At 66.9% G+C, this 18,556-nt stretch carries 20 protein-coding genes; 5 read left to right on the top strand and 15 right to left on the bottom strand.

Going from position 1 to position 18,556, the window contains the following annotated elements:
• Window position 1 precedes the first annotated feature (1 nt).
• Both ACP7AR_RS14120 and ACP7AR_RS14115 read right to left on the bottom strand, forming a co-directional pair.
• Window positions 2–592 (bottom strand): ClpP family protease, encoded by a 591-nt coding sequence (locus ACP7AR_RS14120; RefSeq protein ID WP_426187034.1) that lies wholly within the window; start codon window positions 590–592, stop codon window positions 2–4.
• The gene (locus tag ACP7AR_RS14115) at window positions 589–1,233 is read right to left on the bottom strand and encodes a ClpP family protease (RefSeq protein WP_426187031.1); all 645 of its coding nucleotides are present in this window, start codon (window positions 1,231–1,233) and stop codon (window positions 589–591) included. The genes ACP7AR_RS14120 and ACP7AR_RS14115 overlap by 4 nt, the downstream gene beginning before the upstream one ends.
• 146 nt (window positions 1,234–1,379) lie before the next feature.
• Between ACP7AR_RS14115 and ACP7AR_RS14110 the strand changes: the two genes are divergently transcribed.
• The 3 genes from ACP7AR_RS14110 to ACP7AR_RS14100 are packed head-to-tail and all read left to right on the top strand — an operon-like array spanning window position 1,380 to window position 3,906.
• Window positions 1,380–2,309: a metal ABC transporter substrate-binding protein gene (locus tag ACP7AR_RS14110; RefSeq protein WP_426187028.1), complete on the top strand. Its 930-nt coding sequence runs from the start codon at window positions 1,380–1,382 to the stop codon at window positions 2,307–2,309.
• On the top strand, window positions 2,303–3,046 hold the full coding sequence (locus tag ACP7AR_RS14105) for a metal ABC transporter ATP-binding protein (protein WP_426187765.1): 744 nt from the start codon (window positions 2,303–2,305) through the stop codon (window positions 3,044–3,046). The genes ACP7AR_RS14110 and ACP7AR_RS14105 overlap by 7 nt, the downstream gene beginning before the upstream one ends.
• Complete coding sequence (locus tag ACP7AR_RS14100) at window positions 3,043–3,906, top strand: metal ABC transporter permease (protein ID WP_426187025.1); 864 nt, start codon at window positions 3,043–3,045, stop codon at window positions 3,904–3,906. Before ACP7AR_RS14105 ends, ACP7AR_RS14100 begins: the two co-directional genes overlap by 4 nt.
• 88 nt (window positions 3,907–3,994) lie before the next feature.
• Here ACP7AR_RS14100 and ACP7AR_RS14095 read toward each other — a convergent pair whose 3' ends face one another.
• Window positions 3,995–5,233, bottom strand: coding sequence for a trans-sulfuration enzyme family protein (locus ACP7AR_RS14095; protein ID WP_426187022.1), 1,239 nt, complete (start codon window positions 5,231–5,233; stop codon window positions 3,995–3,997).
• A gap of 112 nt (window positions 5,234–5,345) precedes the next feature.
• Here ACP7AR_RS14095 and ACP7AR_RS14090 point away from each other — a divergent pair, with 112 nt between their 5' ends.
• Window positions 5,346–5,810 carry an Lrp/AsnC family transcriptional regulator gene (locus ACP7AR_RS14090; RefSeq protein WP_426187019.1) on the top strand — a complete coding sequence of 155 codons (465 nt, stop codon included), beginning with the start codon at window positions 5,346–5,348 and terminating at the stop codon, window positions 5,808–5,810.
• Between the two features lie 55 nt (window positions 5,811–5,865).
• Here the strand turns inward: ACP7AR_RS14090 and ACP7AR_RS14085 are convergent, their stop codons facing one another.
• The gene (locus ACP7AR_RS14085; RefSeq protein ID WP_426187016.1) at window positions 5,866–7,338 is read right to left on the bottom strand and encodes an MATE family efflux transporter; all 1,473 of its coding nucleotides are present in this window, start codon (window positions 7,336–7,338) and stop codon (window positions 5,866–5,868) included.
• Between the two features lie 136 nt (window positions 7,339–7,474).
• Between ACP7AR_RS14085 and ACP7AR_RS14080 the strand changes: the two genes are divergently transcribed.
• The gene (locus tag ACP7AR_RS14080; RefSeq protein WP_426187013.1) at window positions 7,475–9,178 is read left to right on the top strand and encodes an AMP-binding protein; all 1,704 of its coding nucleotides are present in this window, start codon (window positions 7,475–7,477) and stop codon (window positions 9,176–9,178) included.
• A gap of 10 nt (window positions 9,179–9,188) precedes the next feature.
• Here the strand turns inward: ACP7AR_RS14080 and ACP7AR_RS14075 are convergent, their stop codons facing one another.
• The 11 genes from ACP7AR_RS14075 to idi all read right to left on the bottom strand — a co-directional run bounded on the left by ACP7AR_RS14075 (window position 9,189) and on the right by idi (window position 18,506).
• Window positions 9,189–9,569 carry a hypothetical protein gene (locus ACP7AR_RS14075; RefSeq protein ID WP_426187010.1) on the bottom strand — a complete coding sequence of 127 codons (381 nt, stop codon included), beginning with the start codon at window positions 9,567–9,569 and terminating at the stop codon, window positions 9,189–9,191.
• 140 nt (window positions 9,570–9,709) lie between these two features.
• Window positions 9,710–10,966 (bottom strand): ferrochelatase, encoded by a 1,257-nt coding sequence (locus ACP7AR_RS14070; RefSeq protein ID WP_426187007.1) that lies wholly within the window; start codon window positions 10,964–10,966, stop codon window positions 9,710–9,712.
• Between the two features lie 2 nt (window positions 10,967–10,968).
• Window positions 10,969–11,451 (bottom strand): pyrimidine dimer DNA glycosylase/endonuclease V, encoded by a 483-nt coding sequence (locus ACP7AR_RS14065; protein WP_426187004.1) that lies wholly within the window; start codon window positions 11,449–11,451, stop codon window positions 10,969–10,971.
• Window positions 11,448–12,920, bottom strand: a complete 1,473-nt coding sequence (locus ACP7AR_RS14060; RefSeq protein ID WP_426187001.1) for an SDR family oxidoreductase — start codon at window positions 12,918–12,920, stop codon at window positions 11,448–11,450. Before ACP7AR_RS14060 ends, ACP7AR_RS14065 begins: the two co-directional genes overlap by 4 nt.
• Complete coding sequence (locus ACP7AR_RS14055; RefSeq protein WP_426186998.1) at window positions 12,917–13,807, bottom strand: prenyltransferase; 891 nt, start codon at window positions 13,805–13,807, stop codon at window positions 12,917–12,919. The genes ACP7AR_RS14060 and ACP7AR_RS14055 overlap by 4 nt, the downstream gene beginning before the upstream one ends.
• Entirely contained in the window at window positions 13,800–14,135 is a 336-nt protein-coding gene (locus ACP7AR_RS14050; protein WP_426186995.1) for a lycopene cyclase domain-containing protein, read from the bottom strand. Before ACP7AR_RS14050 ends, ACP7AR_RS14055 begins: the two co-directional genes overlap by 8 nt.
• Window positions 14,132–14,455: a lycopene cyclase domain-containing protein gene (locus ACP7AR_RS14045; RefSeq protein WP_426186992.1), complete on the bottom strand. Its 324-nt coding sequence runs from the start codon at window positions 14,453–14,455 to the stop codon at window positions 14,132–14,134. The genes ACP7AR_RS14050 and ACP7AR_RS14045 overlap by 4 nt, the downstream gene beginning before the upstream one ends.
• A complete protein-coding gene (gene crtI, locus ACP7AR_RS14040) occupies window positions 14,452–16,026 on the bottom strand; it encodes a phytoene desaturase family protein (RefSeq protein ID WP_426186989.1) in 1,575 nt (524 codons plus the stop codon). The genes ACP7AR_RS14045 and crtI overlap by 4 nt, the downstream gene beginning before the upstream one ends.
• Window positions 16,023–16,904 (bottom strand): phytoene/squalene synthase family protein, encoded by an 882-nt coding sequence (locus tag ACP7AR_RS14035; RefSeq protein ID WP_426186986.1) that lies wholly within the window; start codon window positions 16,902–16,904, stop codon window positions 16,023–16,025. Before ACP7AR_RS14035 ends, crtI begins: the two co-directional genes overlap by 4 nt.
• A complete protein-coding gene (locus ACP7AR_RS14030) occupies window positions 16,901–17,965 on the bottom strand; it encodes a polyprenyl synthetase family protein (RefSeq protein WP_426186982.1) in 1,065 nt (354 codons plus the stop codon). Before ACP7AR_RS14030 ends, ACP7AR_RS14035 begins: the two co-directional genes overlap by 4 nt.
• Entirely contained in the window at window positions 17,958–18,506 is a 549-nt protein-coding gene (gene idi, locus ACP7AR_RS14025; RefSeq protein WP_426187763.1) for an isopentenyl-diphosphate Delta-isomerase, read from the bottom strand. The genes ACP7AR_RS14030 and idi overlap by 8 nt, the downstream gene beginning before the upstream one ends.
• Window positions 18,507–18,556 lie beyond the last annotated feature (50 nt).

Below are 18,556 nucleotides of genomic sequence, written 5' to 3'. Positions count from 1 at the left end.
CTTAGCCCCGCTCACCCAGCACGGTGTCGATCAGGCCGTAGTCCAACGCGGCGGATGCCGTGAACACGCGGTCCCTGTCGGTGTCGGCGCGCAGCGCCTCGACGGTACGGCCGGTGTGCCGGGCGAGCACGGCCTCCATGTCGGCGCGCACCCTGACAACCTCATCCGCCGCGAGGATGAGGTCGGGAATCGCCCCGCGCGACTGCCCTGCCGGCTGGTGCAGCACGATCCGCGCATGGGTCAACGCCGCTCGCTGGCCTTGCGCGCCGGCGGCGACGAGGAGGGCCGCAGGCCCGATGGCCTGGCCGACGACCGTCGTCGCGACGCTCGGGCGAATGTGCTGCAGCGTGTCGTAGATCGCCAGCGCCGCACCGGGGTCGCCGCCTTCGCTGTTGATGTAGAACTGGATACCGGTCTCCGGGCTGTCGGCGTCGAGATGCAACAGCTGCGCGATCAGTGCGTTCGCGACGCCGGCGTCGATCCCGGTGCCGAGGTAGATCACCCTCTCGGCCAGAAGGTGCGAGTAGACATCCATGACGCGCTCACCGCGCGGATGCTGGGCGATGACGTTCGGGATCGTGTAGCTGCTCATGACTTCGCTCCTTCCTGGGCGGATGTCGTGGCATCCGTCCCCAACCCGACCCGCGCCCTACGGCGCGGCATGACCTCTGCGATCGACGAGACGATCGCGTCGATGAATCCGTACTCCTCTGCCTGTGCGGTCGTGTACCAGCGGTCGTGCAGCGAGTCCTCGAAGATGCGCTCGGCCGGCTGGCCGGTGTCTTCGGAGATCAGCCCCAGCACGGTGTCGCGCATCTGCCGCAGGTCGTCGGCCTGCACCTCGATCTCGACGGCGGAACCGCCGATTCCTGCCGAGCCCTGATGCATGAGGATGCGCGCGTGAGGCAGAGCTCTGCGCTTGCCCTTCGTTCCGGCGGAGAGCAGGAACTGCCCCGCGCTGGCAGCGGTCCCGAGTGCGAGGGTGGCCACATCGTTCGGGATGAGGCGCATGATGTCGCGGATCGCCAGCATCGAGGGCACCGAGCCGCCGGGCGAGTGGATCCACAAGGCGATGTCGGCGACGGGATCCTCGGCCGACAACGTCAGCAGCTGCGTCATCAGCAACGTGCCGTTGTCGTCGTCGAGGGCTCCGTCGAGCACCAGGATGCGGTCGTGGAACAGTGCGCGTCTGGCCTCAGGGCCGAACTGCGGAAGGGGGTTCTCTTCGCTCATGCGTTCAGCCTGCGCGGCCTGCGAAGCGGGCGGTCGGGAATCTGCTCTCGGCGGCTCTGCCCACGGCAGAACCATCCGGCGCCGATTCCGCTCCGACGTCGGCGTCAGCGGTTGTTTTCGGTGCGCCTAAAAGGTACGTTTTCGGTGTGCCTAAAAATCTCCGCGCTGTCGCGGCCGTCGCCCTCGCGGGGTTCGTCGCTGGCGCGGTCGCGCTCTCGGGATGCGCGGGGCCGGATGCCGTCATCGGCGATGACCGCCCTGTGGTTCTGACCACCTTCACAGTGCTGTCCGACATCGCCGAGAACATCGCTGGCGAACACCTGCGCGTCGAGTCGATCACGAAACCGGGTGCCGAGATCCATGGCTACGAGCCGACGCCCGGCGACGTGCGCAAAGCCGCGGATGCCGACCTGATCCTCGACAACGGGCTGAATCTCGAGGTGTGGTTCGCCCAGTTCGTCGACTCGGTCGATGTGCCGCACGTGGTGGTCTCGGACGGCATCGACGTGATCGACATCACCGAGGACGCGTACGAAGGCAAGCCCAACCCGCACGCGTGGATGAGTCCGTCGAATGCGCTGGTCTACGTGGACAACATGGTCACGGCGTTCAGCGATCTCGATCCCGCACACGCCGATGACTTCGCCGCGAACGCCGAGGAGTACAAGGCCGAGCTGCAGCAGGTGCAGGACGAGCTCGCGGCGGATCTCGCCGCTCTGCCGGAGAACGAACGGGCACTCGTCACCTGCGAGGGCGCCTTCTCGTACCTCGCTCGCGACGCCGGCCTCACCGAGGCCTACATCTGGGCCGTGAACGCCGAACAGCAGGCGACGCCGCGTCAGATCGCGGCGACGATCGAGTTCGTGGACGACAACGAGGTACCGGCGGTGTTCTGCGAATCGACCGTGTCGGACAAGGCGATGCAGCAGGTCGTCGAGGCGACGGATGTCACTTTCGGCGGCACGCTCTACGTGGACTCGCTGTCCGAGGCCGACGGCCCTGTGCCCACGTATCTCGACCTGATCCGGCACGACGCCGACGTGATCGTCGCCGGGCTGACGGGGGGCGGATCGTGAGCTCGATCGACGTCAGCGACCTCACCGTCAGATACTCGGACGTGCTCGCACTGGACGATGTCTCCCTCACAGTGCAACCAGGACGCGTGACAGGCCTGATCGGCATGAACGGATCGGGCAAGTCGACGCTGTTCAAGACGATCATCGGTCTCGTACGACCGACCTCAGGACAGGTGCGTCTTGAGGGGGCGGATCCGGCATCCGCTCGTCGACGCGGACTGATCGGCTACGTGCCGCAGAGCGAGGACGTCGACTGGACCTTTCCCGTCTCGGTGCGTGATGTCGTGATGATGGGCCGCTACGGCCTTCAGGGCCCGCTGCGGCGAGCGCGGGCTGCGGACAAGCACGCAGTCGATGAGGCACTGGAGAGGGTGGAGCTCACCGACCTCGCCGAGCGGCAGATCGGGCAGCTCTCCGGAGGGCAGCGCAAGCGCGCATTCGTCGCCCGCGGTATCGCCCAGGGCGCCGGCATCCTGCTGCTCGACGAGCCGTTCGCCGGGGTGGACAAGCGCAGCGAAGCCACGATCGTGAGGCTGCTGCGCGAGCTCGCGGCATCCGGTGACACGGTGCTCGTCTCGACGCACGACCTGCATGCGCTGCCCTCTCTCGCGGACGAGGCGGTCCTGCTGCTGCGCCGGGTGCTGTTCCACGGTTCGGTGACCGAGGCGCTCGAGCCCGGCAATCTCGCGCGCGCGTTCGGGCTGGAGAGCGACCCCGACTCGGAGGGTTCGCCATGATCTGGGACTGGATCCTCGAGCCGCTGCAGTATGACTTCATGGTGCGGGCGCTCATCACGACCGCCATCGCGGCAGTCGTGTGCGCGGTGCTGTCGTGCTGGCTGGTGCTGGTGGGATGGTCACTGATGGGCGACGCCGTATCGCACGCGGTGCTGCCAGGGGTAGTGCTCGCATACATCTTCGGAGCGCCCTTCGCGTTGGGGGCGCTGGTCTTCGGGCTTCTCGCCGTCGGGCTCATCGGCCTCATCCGCGGCACGAGCAGGGTCAAGGAGGATGCGGCGATAGGCATCGTCTTCACGACGCTGTTCGCCCTTGGACTCGTCCTGATCTCGGTCACTCCGAGTCAGACCGACCTCAACCACATCATCTTCGGCAACATCCTCGGCGTCTCAGAGGGCGACCTGCTGCAGATCGGAATCCTCGCCGCAGTGGCGTTCGGTGTGCTGATCGTCAAGCGCCGCGACCTCACCCTGTACGCGTTCGACCCGACGCACGCGTTCGCGATCGGCCTCTCACCCCGCATGCTCGGCGCCCTGCTGCTCGGCGTACTCGCGCTGACCTCGGTCGTCGCCCTGCAGGTGGTCGGCGTCGTTCTGGTCGTGGCGATGCTCATCATCCCCGGCGCCACCGCATATCTGCTGACGGATCGCTTCGGCCGGATGCTGGTGATCGCGCCCGTCATGTCGGCGTTGTGCAGCGTGATCGGGATCTATCTCAGCTACTGGATCGACGCGGCATCCGGCGGGCTCGTCGTCGTCGTGCAGGGCTGCGTGTTCGCACTGGTGTACTTGTTCAGCCCGCGTCAGGGTGTGATCGGCAAGCGCCTGCGGCGACGGATACCGACGGGCGTGGCCGCATAACTCCGGAGAAATTCGCCGTAGAGCGCCTGGAACGCGGGCGATGATGCCGCACCGCGCAGATTCTCCGGAGTTATGCGGGGCCGACCGCTCAGATCGACCAGAGTTGGGCGGCTTCGGATCCTGCTGCGACCAGGTGCGAGGGGTTCTGAACGGCCGGGGCTTGGAACGCCTGCTCCAGGTCGGCGATCAGATCAGCCGCGTTCTCCAACCCGATCGACAGTCTCAGCACATCGGCATCAGGGCGCGCGTCGGCCGGTACGGGACGGTGGGTGAGCGCAGCCGGATGCTGGATCAGGGAATCGACGCCGCCCAGTGACACCGCATGGGTGAACAGCGTCACTGTCGAAGCCACGGCACTCGCGGCGGCGTACCCGCCGCTGAGGCGCATCGCGATCATCGCGCCTGTACCGCGCATCTGACGTTGAAGGATTCCCTGCGGGTCGCCGTCGAGTCCGGGGAAGAACACCTCGTCGACCTCAGGCCGGTCGATCAGCCACTGCACGATCTGCCGCGCGTTCTCCTGCTGCTGCCGCATCCGAACCGGCAACGTGGTGAGGCCGCGGTGCAGCAGATATGCCCCGAGCGGATGCAGCAGCCCACCCGTCACGGCACGCACCCGGCGCAGCGCCTCGGCGGTCTCTTCGCTGCATGCGACGACGCCGGCGATCACATCCCCGTGCCCGCCGAGGTACTTGGTCGCGCTGTGCAGCGACATCGCGGCACCGTGGTCGAGCGGATTCTGCAGCACGGGGGTTGCGAACGTGTTGTCGACCACCACAGGAACACCCCCAGCCGCAGTCACGATCTCTTCGATGTCGACCAGCTCGAGCGTCGGGTTGGCCGGAGTCTCCACGACGACGAGCCCGGTGTCGTGGCGCATCGCCGAGCGCACCTCCGATGCGTGACAGTACGTGGTCTCGACGCCCAGAAGGCCGGAGCCGAGCAGATGATCGGTGCCGCCGTACAGCGGACGCGCCCCTACGACATGGCGACGGCCGGTGGATGCCGTCTGCGCGAGGATGACCGCGGTCATCGCCGCCATGCCCGACGAGAACGCGACAGCTGCTTCGGCGTGCTCCATCTCGGCGAGCGCGTCCTCGAAGCGCGCGACTGTCGGATTCCACAGTCGCGCGTAGACCATGCTGCCGTCGGCGGGCGGGCGACCGCCGGTCGCCATCGCCTCATAGGAATCACCGCCGCGTTCGACGTCCGGTAGCGGATTGGTCGTCGACAGGTCGATCGGCAGGGCATGGACGCCGAGCTCGGCGAGGTCTGCTCGGCCGCTGTGGACGGCGATGGTGTCGGGATGCAGACTCGAGTCGCTCATGCTTCCACGTTGCCGGATTCGCAATCAGAATGGGAGAATTCAACTGGATCCGCCGCGGATGCGGCGCGATCTGCATTCTTCCGCAACCGGAATCGACTCGGGAGGGACGACATTGGCGAAAGCACAACTCGACGAGCTCGACCTGGAGATCCTCGCGGCGCTCAGCGCCCGCGCCGACCTCACCAACAAGGCCCTCGCGCAGCAGTTGGGGCTGGCGGAATCCACGTGTGCGCATCGGGTGCGAAGTCTGCGGGATCGCGGAGTCGTACGCGACACTCGTGTCAGGCTCGATGCTGCCGCGCTCGGCTACCCGCTGGCGGCCATCATCAAGGTGCGACTCGCCAACCACACCGGCGAGAAGGTCAACGCGCTCTTCGATGCACTCGCAGCGACGCCGCGCGTTCTTCAGGTGTTCCACGTCGCCGGTGTCGACGACTTCCTCGTGCATGTCGCGGTGCAGGATGCCACGGCCCTCCGCGACATCGTCCTGGAGCAGATCACCGTGCACCCCGTCGTGCGCGGCACCGAGACGCAGCTGGTCTTCGAACTGCGCGACGGCCGCGGCGTGCTCGGGTAGCGGACCCAGTACCAGCGGCTTCGTCTCGCTCCGGTCACTCGACGACTCGTGACGACTAGCGCCGCAGCAGCTTCTTCCACCGGCGCTGCACGATGATCGGCACGGACGCCGTCACCACGGCATCCACGTTCAGAGAGCTGTTGTCGGGGCCGACGATCGCGATCGGCGTGGTGAGGGTGAGCTCGTCCGGGTCGATCGGCATGCGCGCCAGGGCACGGTGCGCCCGCATGTACGCCGGGATCAGGATCACGACCGCTCCGACCCAGGCCAGCGGATTGCTCGCGGCGACACCCCCGAAGCCGAGCACGGCTCCCAGCGCGACTGCCGCACCCACGCGCATCACCAGTTCGACGATGCCGGTGATCGTGGGGATCAGCGCCTGGCCGAGCCCCTGCAGCGCGCCGCGCAGCACGAACAGCACGCCGAGCAGCATGTACGTCGCACCGTTGATGATGAGCATGAGGTGGGCGAGCTCCACGACCTCGTCCGAACCGTCGCCGACGAACAGCCGGACCACGTGGGTTCCGAACGCGATCAGTACCGCACCCAGCACGAGCGACGCGATCAGCGCCATCCATGTCGCCTGCACGACGCCGGCGCGGATGCGATCGGGGCGCCGCCCGCCGAAGTTCTGCGCGACGTACATCGAGACGGCGAGTCCCAGGGATGCCAGCAGCGCGGTGGCGAGACTGTCGACGCGGGATGCCGTGGTGTACGCCGCAACCGCGTCAGCGCCGAGCATGTTCAGGGCGACCTGGACCACCAGTGTGCCGATCGCGATGATCGACGCCTGGAAGCCCATCGGCAGACCGAGGCGCAGATGCTCGGCGAGATCGGCACGGCTGATCCGCCAGTCGGCGCGGTGCACGTGCAGTGCCGGCATCCGCAGCTTGACGAACACGAGGCACAGCAGCACCGAGATCGCCTGCGAGACGACCGTCGCCAGCGCGGCCCCTGCCACGCCCCAGCCCACGGGGCCGACGAGCACGATGACGAGCACGACGTTGAGCGCGCACGCGATCGTGAGGAACACGAGCGGCGTCTTCGAGTCTCCGATCGCACGGATGATCGCCGAGAAGTAGTTGAAGAACATCGTCGCGCCACCGCCGAGGAAGCTGATCTGCGTGAACAGCACCGCTTCTGCGAGCAGTTCGGGCGGCGTCTGCATGAGCACCAGCACGGGTTCGGCGAGCAGCGGGCCCGCAACCGTGATGATCACACTGGCGATCGCGGCGAGCACTGTTCCGGTCGCCACAGAGCGCCGAACGGCACCCTGATCCCGTGCGCCGAACGCCTGCGCCGTCGGGATCGCGAATCCGCTCGTCATGCCCCAGGCGAAGCCGAGCAGCAGGAACAGCAGGCTGCCGGTCGCGCCGACGGCGGCGAGCGAGTTCACGCCGAGCTCACGTCCGACGACGATCGTGTCGACGACCTGGTAGAGCTGCTGCACGACGTTGCCGATGAGCAACGGAACGGAGAACGACAGGATGACACGCCAGGGGCGGCCCGTGGTAAGGGAGGTGGCCATGCGGAGAAGAGCTTCCGGAACGCGGGGAGGATGGGGGATCGGATGCCGAGAACCGGCGAAGCATCCAGTTTATCGAATCGATTCGGCAAGGGAAGACCTCCCACCGGATCCGTGTCCGACGGTGCAGGATGGATGGATGAGCCGCACCGCCACCGCCGCCACCGTCGCGATCCGGGAGATGCGAGAGCACCTCTTCATCCACGCCACCGACTATGACGGTGCCATCGCGGGATTCCGCTGGCCCCGACTCGACGAGTTCAACTTCGCCCTGGAGTGGTTCGACGTCGTCGCGGGCGAGAACCCGGATCGCCCTGCCGTGCAGATCGTCTCCTCGGATCTGAGCGTCGCGAGTTGGAGCTACGCCACGCTCTCCGCCCGTTCCGACCAGGTGGCGAACTGGCTGCGCAGCCTCGGGATCGGCCGAGGCGACCATCTGATCGTGATGCTGAACAACACGATCGAGCTCTGGGAGGTCATGCTCGCCATCACGAAGATCGGTGCGGTGGCCGTTCCCACATCGACCCTGCTATCGGCATCCGACCTCGCGTACCGCGTCGAGCACAGCCATGCCGGCGCAGTGGTCACGCTCGGCGCTCTGCACGATCGCCTCACCGCGATCGACGACTCGGTGAAGCGGATCGGGATCGGAGACATCCCAGCCGGATGGCACGACTTCACGGCTTCGGCGAGCGCATCGACGGAGTTCGAACCCGACGGCCCGACGCCGGCCGGCGACACGAGCCTGCTGTACTTCACCTCTGGCACCACGAACAGGCCGAAGCTCGTGCAGCACACGCACGTGTCATATCCGGTCGGGCACCTGTCGACCATGTGGTGGCTGGGCGTGCAGCCCGGGGACGTGCACCTGAACATCTCCTCGCCCGGTTGGGCGAAGCACGCCTGGTCGAGCTTCTACTCGCCGTTCCTCGCCGAGGCGACCGTGTTCGTCTACAACTACGACCGTTTCGACGCGACCACTCTGATGCAGGTCATGGACACGCATCACGTCTCGACCTTCTGCGCACCGCCGACTGTGTGGCGGATGCTGATCCAGGCCGACCTGTCACGTCTCGCGCACCCGCCACGTGAACTCGTCGGCGCAGGCGAGCCCCTCAACCCCGAGGTGATCAGCCGGGTGCGCGACGCATGGGGCGGAACGATCCGCGATGGTTTCGGCCAGACCGAGATGACGGCGTGCGTCGGCAACTCCCCCGGGCAGATCGTCAAGGACGGTTCGATGGGCCGACCCCTGCCCGGCTACCCCGTCGTACTGCTGGATCCGGTCACCGGCGAGGTCACCGATGGCGAAGGAGAGATCGCGCTTGACCTCGCACAATCGCCGCTCGGCCTGATGGCCGGGTACTACGAGGACCCGGAGAAGACCGCCGAATCACGCGCCGGCGGCTTCCATCACACCGGTGACATCGCCTCTCGCGACGAGGACGGTTACCTCACGTACGTCGGCCGAGCGGATGACGTGTTCAAGGCGTCGGACTACAAGATCTCGCCCTTCGAACTCGAATCCGTTCTGCTCGAGCACGACCTTGTCGTCGAAGCCGCGGTGATTCCGAGCCCCGACCCCACCCGTCTGGCGGTGCCGAAGGCGTATGTGTGCCTGCGGGCGGATGCTCCGACCGAGGCCGACGCGGCGAAGGCGATCTACGACTTCGCGAGGGAGCGGCTGTCGGCGCACCTGTGGGTGCGGATCATCGAGTTCGTACCCGAGCTGCCCAAGACCATCTCCGGCAAGATCCGCCGAGTCGAGTTGCGGGCGCGCGAAGCGGGACGCGTCGCGGGCGGAGACACCACGGGGCAGCACCTGGACCGCGACTACCGCTGATCCAGCGCTGCTACCTCTGAACGACCACCGTACCGAGGCTCGCGCCGCCGAGTCCCTCGGAACGTCGCGGACGAACGGTCGCGACCGGAGCCGTCTCTGTGCGTTCGGGGCGGACCGGCCGCCTGTTCGACGCCAGCCGGACGAGCGCTCCGAGCACGAGCGCCACGAGCAACGCCGCGCCAGCGGCGGCGATCGGGATCCACTGGCCCGAGAATCCTGCGGCGACGCTCAACAGCGCGCCGACGATCCACACCGCGGTGGCTCCGCCGCACAGACCCGCTGCTCCGCGCGCGAGGGCGACCCCGGCCACGATCGCGCAGATCACGGCGATGCTCGCCCCGACGAGACCCAACGGCAGGAAGAACGCTGCCAGTTCACGTAACGCACTCATTGACGACATATCGTCCAAACCCCCCGGTTCAGCCTCCGTATAACCCAAAGATACGTAGCAATCGCGGCATCCGCATCCATCGGGAGGATGATGTTACGCAATCGGATCATCAGTCCTCCCCGCCTGCCCCTCGCCCGGCCCTACGGCTGCAGCCCCGCTATCGCCGGCGCGAACCCGAGGCGCCGATTCGCGCAGCATCCAGGGCGGCACACGTCGAACCACGGCCCCAGTGATGTGGCGTTCGCACGCTCCCCGACCGGACGTCCTGCGATGCGCTCGCGCACCAGATCCACGAGCGCGCCGACGAACGCCGGGTGCGTGCCCGGTGTGGGCGTTCGACGACTCCACAGGCCGAGACGCTCCGCCGTCTCGGCCGCTTCGGTGTCGAGATCCCAGATGACCTCCATGTGGTCGCTCACGAACCCCAGCGGGACGATCAGCACGGCGCTGCGGTCCTCGAGCCCCTCGAGTGCGTCATTGATGTCCGGCTCGAGCCAGGGCTGGGATGCGGGGCCGGACCGCGACTGGTAGACGAGCTGCCATGAGATCCCGGGCGCCGCTGCGGCCATGACCTCCTCTGCGACAGCGAGGTGCTGTGCCGCATAGCCTCCACCTTCGACGTCGGCGAACAGGCCCGCCCCTGACAGCTCCGCGTCCTGAGTCGGGATGCTGTGCGTCGAGAACAGAACCTCGATGCTCGACGGGTCGTGGCCTGCCTGTGTCGCTTCTGCGATCGCCTCCCGCACGCCGTCGATGAAGGGCTGGATGAAGCCGGGATGAGAGAAGAACTGCCGAACCTTGTCGATCTGGATGATCTCCTGCGTCGCGCTCGCCTCCAGTGCGTCCGCCCAGTCCTCCCGGTACTGCCGGCACGAAGAGTACGAGGAGTACGCGCTGGTCGGGATCGCGAGCATCCGGCGGACGCCGTCCTCGGCTGCGCTCGCGAGCGCCTCGTCGAGATAGGGAGCCCAGTTGCGGTTGCCCCAGTACACAGGCAGGTCCAGACCCGCTTCGGCGAGCGCCGACTTCAGCGCCTGGCGGAGATTGCGGTTCTGGTCGTTGATCGGACTCACTCCGCCGAACCGACGGTAGTGGTGAGCGACCTCCTCCAGGCGCTCATCGGGGATGCCCCTGCCTCTCGTCACGTTGCGGAGGAAGGGCAGCACATCGTCCTGTCCTTCCGGGCCACCGAAGCCCGACAGCAGGATGGCGTCATAGGCGACCGGTTCGACGACATGCTCCGGCCCTGACTGCGCCGCCGGCGTGGCCGATGGCACCTTCGCGCCGTCCTCGAGATGGACGCCCGACGCCTTCGGGGGTTTGACCTCGCGACGACCGGAGGCTGCGAGCGCGCCCTCCCCGGCGGAGGGGTCGTGGTGCTCTGGTTCTCTGCTCATGTTCATGCCTCCTGTTGACCGGTGATTCTGCGACTGCCGTGCGCGACGTCATCCGTCACGATCTTCTCCCACTCGGCTATCGGGCCGGTGATGACCGTGAAACTCGGATGCGGATCTGGCACCCGCAGGTCGCGCCAGCGCTGCCAGGCGACGGGGCTGCGTCGCTCGAGCTTGGCCAGCAGGTGCCCCCACTCGTAGCCCAGCTGACCGCTGTTGACGAGCAGCTTCCGCTGATATCCCGTGGTCCGTATCTTGTCCCTGTTGAAGCGGTACCCCCGCGCGTCCGCTTCGTCGACGACCGCACTCAGGTAGTCGCCGATCGCCGCGCGCGGATCGTCGGTCTCCTGGAACCGGCGCAGCTGCGGATGACGAGAGTACCCTCGCCCGGGTTCCGCGATCACGGCCTGCGCGAGCAGTCCCTCGCGCCAGCACGCGGTGAGCGCCTGGCGATCGAAGTACATCGGATGCACCGACCAGAGCCTCATCGTGGCTCCACGGGGGTGCGCTCGGCTTCACGCAGGATGCTCGCAGCCATCCCGTTGAATATCACGCCGTGAAAAGGCAGAAGCATCGCCCAGTACAGCCGTCCCGTCAGGCCCTTCGGGAAGTAGACCGCACGCTGGCGGTAGAGGCTCCCGCCGCCCGCCGGTTGGACGCCGAGTTCGAGCCAGCCTCGCCCAGGCATCCTCATCTCCGCCCGCAGGCGAAGCGTGCGTCCGCGATCGACCGCCTCCACGCGCCACACGTCGATGACGTCACCGGTGTGCACCCGAGTGGGATGCCGACGGCCGCGGCGCATGCCGACGCCCCCGACGAGCCGATCGATCCAGCCTCGCGCGGCCCACGCCAGCGGGAAGGAGTACCAGCCCTTCTCACCGCCGATCGACTCGATGACGTCCCAGACCGCGGTCGTCGAGGCGACGGTTCGGCGTTCTCGCAGGTCGGTGAAGACCGTGTGACCTGCCCAGTCCGGGTCGCTCGGCAGCGGATCGCTCGGTGCGCCCGGCACTGTGGCGCTCTGCCAACTCGTCTCGATCTCGCCCTCTTCCTCACGCTTGAGGGCGAGCCTCACGGCCGTCCGATACGGGAGCAAGCCGCCGTCAGGAGGTTCGATGTACTCGTCGATGTCGTGCTCCCTCATGACGCAGTCGTTCTGCAGCGACGCGATGATGGGGACCGCGATCTGGCGCGGGACAGGGCTCACCAGGCTCACCCATTGAGAGGCGAGCCACGGCGTGAGCACGGGGAGGGCAGCGATGCCGCGCTGAGGGAGACCCGCTTCGACGGCGTACCCGTTCATCATCTGCCCGTAGCGGAGGACATCAGGGCCTCCGATGTCGAACGTGCGATTGAGTCCGTCCGGAAGGTCGACGGCACGAACCAGATAGCGCAGCACGTCACGGATCGCGATCGGCTGCACGTGGTTGCGCACCCAGCGCGGCGCCGGCATGTACGGCAGCACTTCGGTGAGGTGGCGGATCATCTCGAAGGACGCAGAACCCGAACCGATCACGATGCCGGCCTGGAACACGATTGCGGGCACTTCGCCGTGCAGGAACGTCTGGCCGACCGCCGCCCTCGATGCGAGATGCTTCGACAGATCGGCGCCGTCGGGGTGCAGACCCCCGAGATACACGATCCTGCCCACCTTCGCCGCGACCGCGACCTCGGCGAACTGCTGGGCGTCGCGCTTCTCGGCATCCACGAAGTCGCCTCCGGCGCTCATCGAGTGCACGAGGTAGAAGGCCACATCGACCGCGTTCAGCGCACGGCGCGTGGCGATCGCATCCGCGAAGTCGCCCTTGAACACCGTGACCTGCTGCCGCCACGGCACATCGCGCAGCTTCCACGGCGATCGCACGTACACGCTCACCTCGTGACCGGCCGCCAGAAGCTGGGGAACGAGGCGACCGCCGATGTAACCGGTCGCACCGGTGACGAGCACGCGAGTCATGCGAACAGTCCTCTCGTCGCGCAGAGAATGAGCAGCAGCGTGATCGCGAACCCCACGGCGTAGTTGATGATCAGAAAGCGCCGCCAGGCCCGGTTGGCGTCACCCGAGTGCGCGTCATCCACCCCGAGGTACGGCACCGCGCTGATCAGATACGGCAGCGCAGCCAACGCCGCCAGGCTCGCCGGCCACGGGGTGAAGAGCATGAGGATTCCGGCGACCGCCCACAGCAGGACCGAGAACCAGACGGTCTTCGATGCGCCGAGCGCGGTCGCGATCGACCCGATGCCGGCTTCGCGATCCGGAACGATGTCCTGCACCGCGCCGAAAGCGTGGCTCGCCATGCCCCAGCAGAAGAACGCGACCATGGTCACGGCGATCGGCGGAGTGATCGTCGTGCCTGCGAGCGCCATCGCGTAGAGCGCCGGCGTGACGAAATGCGTGCTCGAGGTGATCGAGTCGAGTACCGGGATCTCCTTGAAACGCAGGCCCCGCACGGAGTACGCGACGACGGCGAACAGGCTCACCGCGAGTACGACCCACGACATCGGCCGGTGCGCACCGAGGATGAGCAGGGCGACCACGAAGGGCGCGGCCAGGAGTCCGGAGGCGAGGAGGGTGATGCGGTGCAGGCGCGGCGGCAGCTTGGCCCCCTCTGCTCCGCCCTTTCGCGGATTTGCGAGGTCGGACTCGTAGTCGAAGACGTCGTTGATGCCGTACATGGCCAGGTTGTACGGCACGAGGAAGAACAGCGTCCCCACCACCAGCGCGACATCCACGCGTCCTGTCGTGAGCAGGTAGACCGCGGCGAACGGATACGCCGTGTTGATCCAGCTCAACGGGCGCGAGGCCGTGAGCAGTGCACGGCTCGTCGAAATGGTCTCACGCATCACGCGTCTCCCCTCGTCGGCCTGCGCCACCGAGCATCTCCCAGGTGCCGCTCAGCAGCAGGGCCCCCGCTACGGGGTACAGCAGGTCCTCGACGGGGATGAGGCCCAGTCGTACGCCCGAGATGTGCTCGACGCCGTAGTCGAAGAAGCCCGCCGCCATCATCACGTTGTCGAAGATGACGGTGAGGACGATGAGGGATGCCGTCGCCACCGCCCAAGCGGACAGGTAGAGCCCGACCGCATCGCGGCGACGAGCGTGCAGGGCACCGAGGCCGAACACGATGAGGGCGATCACGATGAACGGGACAGACATGAGCAGATACGTCATCGGCTCCTCCGCTTCGCTCGCAAGTGCCGCCAGCCACTGAGCAGCACCAGGGTGAGGTAGCTGAGGAAGACGAGGAAGAGCATCTCCTCGAGAGGGAACTGAGAGGAGAGCAGTATGCCGGTGGCCCAGCGAGAGTCGACATGGCGGAACACGCCGAGGCTGATCCCCACCGCATCCCAGGCGATGAAGAACACGACACCGATGAGCAGCACGCCTGCGGCGATCGCCGGTCTCCGCCTGAAGACCAGCGCGAAGCGCAGATCGAGCAGGACGAGACACGCGAGACTGACCAGCAGCGCGGCCGCGTACGCCAGGTTCACGGCTCCTCCAGCGGTCCGGGCGAGTGGTCGCCCCTGACGTGCTTGAGCACGAGTTCCGCGCTGATGAGGCACATGGGCAGGCCGACTCCTGGAACCGAGGTCGCGCCCGTGTAGTAGAGCCCGTCGACCCGCCGCGATCGCGTGACCCCGCGGAAGAACGCGCTCTGAGCGAGTGTGTGCGCCGGCCCCAGCGCACTGCCGCGGAAGGTGTTGAACTGTTCGGCGAAGTCGGCGGGGCCGTATGTCCGGCGCACGATGATGCGCGAGTTCAGATCGGGGATTCCCGCCCACGAGCTGATCTGAGCGATGGCCCGATCCGCGACCAGGCTGACGAGTTCGTCACCGGCTTCATCGATGCCGCCACGCCCGATCTTCGTGTCGGCAGGGAGCGGCACGAGCACGAACAGGTTCTCGCATCCTGCCGGAGCCACGTCGTCATCCGTCGCGCTCGGTTTGCACACGTAAAGGGATGGCGCCTCGGGGATGCGACTGGGCGATGCGAAGATCGCGTCGAAGTTGTCATGCCAGTCGTTCGAGAAGAACAGCGTGTGGTGGCGAAGCTGCGGCAGCGTTCCGCGGACGCCGAGCATGACGAGCACGGCGCCAGGGCCGGAGATCTGAGCGTCCCAGCGCTTGTCCGCGTACGAGCGATCGGCGGGTTCGAGCAGCACCGTCTCGGTGTGGTGCTCATCGATCGCCGAGACGACGATGTCGGCATACAGTCGCTGCGCCTCGCCGTTTCGAGTGAACTCGACCGAACGCACCGCGCCGCTCGCGGTGGAGATCGCATGCACATCGCAGTCGGCGAGCAGTTCGACTCCGCTTTCGCGTGAGATGGAGATGAGCGATGCGACGAATGAACGGAAGCCTCCGACCGGGTACTTCACCCCGTCGACCAGATCCATGTGGCTCATGAGGTGGTACAGCGCCGGTGCGACGAACGGCGAAGTACCGAGGAAGACGGCGGGGTACCCGAGGATCTGCCTGAGACGCAGATCCCGGAACCGACGCGCGGCGAACGACCACAGCGATCGGGTCAGCAGCGGGATCACCGCGGGTGCGGAAGTCAGCACGTCCGTCGACGCGAAGTCGCGCCAGGACGAGAACGGGTTGTAGAGGAAGGAACGCACCGCCGCGTGATAGGTCTTCGTCGCCGATGCGAGATAGGTGCGGATCCGCCCGCCGGCGCCTTGCTCTCGGCTCTCGAACAACGCGGCGACGGCGTCTTCTCCTGACGGGACGTCGATGGCCGCGTTCGGTTCACCCGCTGCGGGTTCATCCGCTGTCGGCTCGCCGTAGATGCGATAGCCGGGCTGCAGCGGCACGAGGTCCAGCTGCTCTGCGGTCGTCGTTCCCAGCATCCGGTAGAAGTGCTCGAACACCTCGGGCATCAGGTACCAGGACGGCCCGGTGTCGAACGTGAAACCGTCCCTCTCCCACACCCCTGCGCGGCCGCCGAACTCGCTGTTCTTCTCGAGCAGGGTCACCTCGTGACCGTCCCGCGCGAGCAGGCATGCAGTGGCCAGGCCGCTCACACCACCACCGATGACGATGACCCGCCGAGCCGTCACTGTCGCGCCTTCATCGCCAGAGCCCGCACCAGAATCCGCGTCTTGACAGTGTCCGGCACACGCACCCTGGTACTCATCAGCACAGAAGCCGGCGTCGATTCGATGCGGTCCGTGAGTTCCCCGAACATCGCCCGAGCGGCCCATACCGCCGGCCGGCACGAGGAGGCCAGGAGCGGGATGGATGCATCCGCCGCGCGGAGATCCTCCCTGATCGATGCGACGGTGGCGTTCTTGGACTCGTCCGTGAGTGTCTGCGCGGTGGCGGAAACAGTCTCAGCGGGGAGATATGTGCGCCCGAGGTCGTCATGATCACCCGCGAAGTCCCGCAGGAAGTTGACCTTCTGGAACGCGGCCCCGAGGCGGCGAGCTCCATCGTGAAGCCGCTCGCGCTCACTGCTCTCGCGGTTGCTGTCGGCATCGAAGACGGCCAGGCACATGAGTCCGACCACTTCCGCGGATCCGTAGATGTACTCGTCGAGCTGGGATTCATCGAACACGGCCTGGTCGAGATCTCTGCGCATCGAGGTGAAGAACGGTGTGCACAACTCCATGCCGATTCCATGCGCACGCGCTGTCGTGGCGAAGGCGTGCACCACCAGGTTCGTGCTGAACCCCAGCCTCAGCCCGCGCTCCGTCTCCGCTTCGAGGTCGTCGAGCAGAGCACGTCGATTCTCCTTGTCGACTCCGGCCGCCTCTGCCGGACCGTCGACCAGCTCGTCGGCTATCCGGACGAGTGCGTAGATGCGAGCGATGTGATCCCTCGTCGGCGCAGGGAGAAGGCGGCTCGCCCAGCCGAACGACGTCGAGTAGCGACGTATGACGACGCGCGCACTCGCGTTCGCTGTCGCCGTGTAGAGATCGAGGTCGGTCATCTTCATGAGGTACGCGAACCGCAGGTCGATGCCAGGTCTCTCAGCAGTACGTGAACCGCGGAGGGCAGGTGGGACTCGTCGATCAGCTGCTGCACCTGCTCGCAGCGCTCGGAGATGAGCGACTCGACGAACAGGAGCGCACCGGATTCCTCGATGACTCGACGGAGGCCGTCTCCCTCGGAAGCGCTCATCCCGTCATCGCCGAAGTACGGTGCCACCGTCGACCAGGCGGCGTCAGAGCGCGCGTAGGAGATCAGAAGAGTCTCCTTCCCCTCGCGCAGATCACTGGAGGCGGACTTGCCGGTTTCGCGTTCGTCGCCGAACACGCCGAGGACATCGTCTCGCAACTGGTAGATCACGCCGATATGACGCGCGATCACCGTCAACTCATCCACGAGATCCGACGGCGCACCCGCGAGCACCGCGGCGAGGGTGAGCGGTGCCTGGAACGAGTAGGCGGCTGTCTTCTGATCGACCATCGCCAGCACGTCCTGCGCAGTCGCCGACTCGAGGCGCAGGCTGAGCCAGACGTCGTAGTGCTCCCCCGCCGCGCTCTCGAACACGGTGTCGTCGAAGATGTCGAGCGCGGTCCGCCGTCGACTCTCATCCACATCGAGCCGAGCGAGGAGCGAATGCGCGAGGGTGAGCATGAGATCGCCCGCGAGAAGCGATGACGCCTCGCCCCAGGTGTTCGCCTCTCGCCTGCTCTTGCCGCGAGACAACGCCTCGGATGCGAATGTGCCTGTGATGTTCATCTCACCCCGGCGGACCAGGTCCCTGTCGATCACGTCGTCGTGGATCACGAGAGCGACGTGCAGCAGTTCCATGGCGCAGGCGGCGTCGACGGCTGACTGCTCGTCGGTGCCGCCCAGCGCCGCGTATGCGTCCAGCAGCAGGCGCGGCCGCACCTTCTTGCCACCGAGCGCCATCCGCTCGAGCGAGTCCCAAAGGTGCGCGTACTGCGGGGAGAATTCGTACGATCGCGCTTTCCGACGCGCGAGTATCCCGGAGAGCCTTGCGTCGAACTGGGCTGTGATGTCGTCGACTCCGAGGGCAGCGTCACTCATGTCGGCCGTCCTCGATGTCGCGCGGAAGATGCGGAGCGACCTCGGGAAGATGCTCCACGAGCCACGGGCTGAACGCCCATGGGGTGGCCACGGTCGCGGCCGCGAGCGCGGATGCCGTCGTCCACTGCACCTGGGCGACCTCATCCGGATTCGGCGACAACGCCGAGACTGCTCGAGCCACGAACACGGGGCAGTGCTCGTTCTCCTGGATTCCGGAGGCGTCGCGGGCGACGTAACCGAACTCGGGCGCCACGCACACGATCGTGTCCACCGTGAGGCCCAGTTCGAACGCGGCGCGGCGACGGACGGCATCCTCCAGGGTCTCGCCGGGGGCCGGATGGCCGCAGAACGCGTTCGTCCACACGCCCGGCCAGGTCTGCTTCGTCAGCGCACGCCTCGTCATGAGAAGGCGGCCGTCGTCATCGATGACGTGACAGGAGAAGGCCAGGTGCCGTGGTGTCGAGGTTCCGTGCGCTGCGGCTTTGCTCTGAGTACCCACCGGGGTGCCCGCATCGTCGACGAGAACGACCATCTCCACCATGCTCACCCCCATTTCGTTAGCTAAGCGAGAGTTCAACTTATCATAAGAAA

Origin of the sequence: Microbacterium sp. TWP3-1-2b2 (genome assembly GCF_049896145.1) — a bacterium.
GTDB lineage: Bacteria > Actinomycetota > Actinomycetes > Actinomycetales > Microbacteriaceae > Microbacterium.
Note: the sequence above shows the minus strand (reverse complement) of the source record. Positions and strands in the feature narration are given on the sequence as shown.